Source organism: Bradyrhizobium sp. 23 (genome assembly GCF_023073295.1).
GTDB classification, from domain to species: Bacteria; Pseudomonadota; Alphaproteobacteria; order Rhizobiales; family Xanthobacteraceae; genus Bradyrhizobium; species Bradyrhizobium canariense_D.
The window spans coordinates 420,046-421,158 of record NZ_JADPJF010000148.1 but is presented as its reverse complement, the minus strand read 5'-3'; the positions used below and the strand labels follow the sequence as shown (position 1 = coordinate 421,158).

The 1,113-nt window shown below is 64.6% G+C and carries 1 protein-coding gene and 2 pseudogenes; 1 reads left to right on the top strand and 2 read right to left on the bottom strand.

Annotated elements, in window-relative coordinates:
- Positions 1-393, bottom strand: a pseudogene (locus IVB32_RS35300) (hypothetical protein); the annotation flags it as partial.
- Positions 394-408: 15 nt separating this feature from the next.
- Positions 409-597: a hypothetical protein gene (locus IVB32_RS35295; RefSeq protein ID WP_018458490.1), complete on the bottom strand. Its 189-nt coding sequence runs from the start codon at positions 595-597 to the stop codon at positions 409-411.
- A gap of 253 nt (positions 598-850) precedes the next feature.
- Between IVB32_RS35295 and IVB32_RS35290 the strand changes: the two are divergent.
- Positions 851-1,113 (top strand): annotated as a pseudogene (locus IVB32_RS35290) (DUF2336 domain-containing protein); the annotation flags it as partial.

Below are 1,113 nucleotides of genomic sequence, written 5' to 3'. Positions count from 1 at the left end.
CGTATAGCGCGAAGAATGCGAACGGTGCGGCTCGTCGATCAGCGTGCGACCATACATGGTGCGGTCGAACACGATCGTTTGCCGCCAGGGCGAGGGCAGCGCTTTGTAGTCGCCGAACACGCTCTTCCAGGCGGGCCGCGACAGCGGCGGCTCGATCAGGGGATAGGCGAGGTCGCGAAGCTGGCGCTCCTCGTCGGTGAGCTGGAATTGGGATGGCTTCAGGCCAACGCTGGAGGTGACTTCCGCGCCCAGCCAGCGATGCATGTCGTCGCTGCGCATGTCGGCACGGGTCCGGCCGAAATCGCCGCCACTACAGGCGGCAAGCGTCGCGCCCAGCACTGCGAGCATGAGGGCCGTTACGATGGGCCGGATCTGACGGAGGTTCTCCGGCATTGCAAAGTCCGAAGGCTAACGGCGACGACGACGGCGCCCCGGCGCTGTGCCCTGCTCCGGCCCGTGATCGCCGCTGGTTTCGTCGCTCTCGCGCTCGATGCGGATCACGGGAAGGATCAAAATCGTGCCCATGTCCGCGCGCGGAGCCACGTCCACCGACGCGCCCACCCGGCGACCGGCCGGAAATTCGATGATGGTCCCCATATCAGCTCTCTTCAATTGCCGCGCGACCCGGCGCGCCTCTGCAACATGGGGATCATTAAGATCAGTTCATGGTTAACGGGGTGTAAACGTGCCGGCGGCACCGTAACCGCACGGGCGGGACCCACCGTCCCGTTGCGGCACGAGAACGCTTCAAAGCAGGCGTTCGGCTTCACGCCTCGTTTTCCTTAACGAGCCTTTAAAGGAGCCCGCGATAGGCTCCGGCGAGTATCTCTTCCAGGTCGCGTATCTCTCCATGACCAAGTCGTTGTTTCCAGGATTCGACGGGCTGATGACCCTCTCCCGTCGCGAAGGCGTCGATGTTCGTCCGACGCTGCTGCGCGTGCTGACCGACCTCTATGTCCAGTCGAGCACCCACAGCGACGACGAGCAGCGCCAGTTCGTCGAGCTCGCCACACGACTGATCGACCAGGTCGACGACGCGACGCGCGCGGCCGTCAAGGCGCGGCTTGCGATCTATCCGTCGACGCCCGCCCCGATCATGCAGAAGCTCGGACT

What these genes read in the sequence shown, in the direction of transcription:
- IVB32_RS35295 (WP_018458490.1), bottom strand. Translation starts at nt 597, where the DNA reads ATGGGGACCATCATCGAATTTCCGGCCGGTCGCCGGGTGGGCGCGTCG.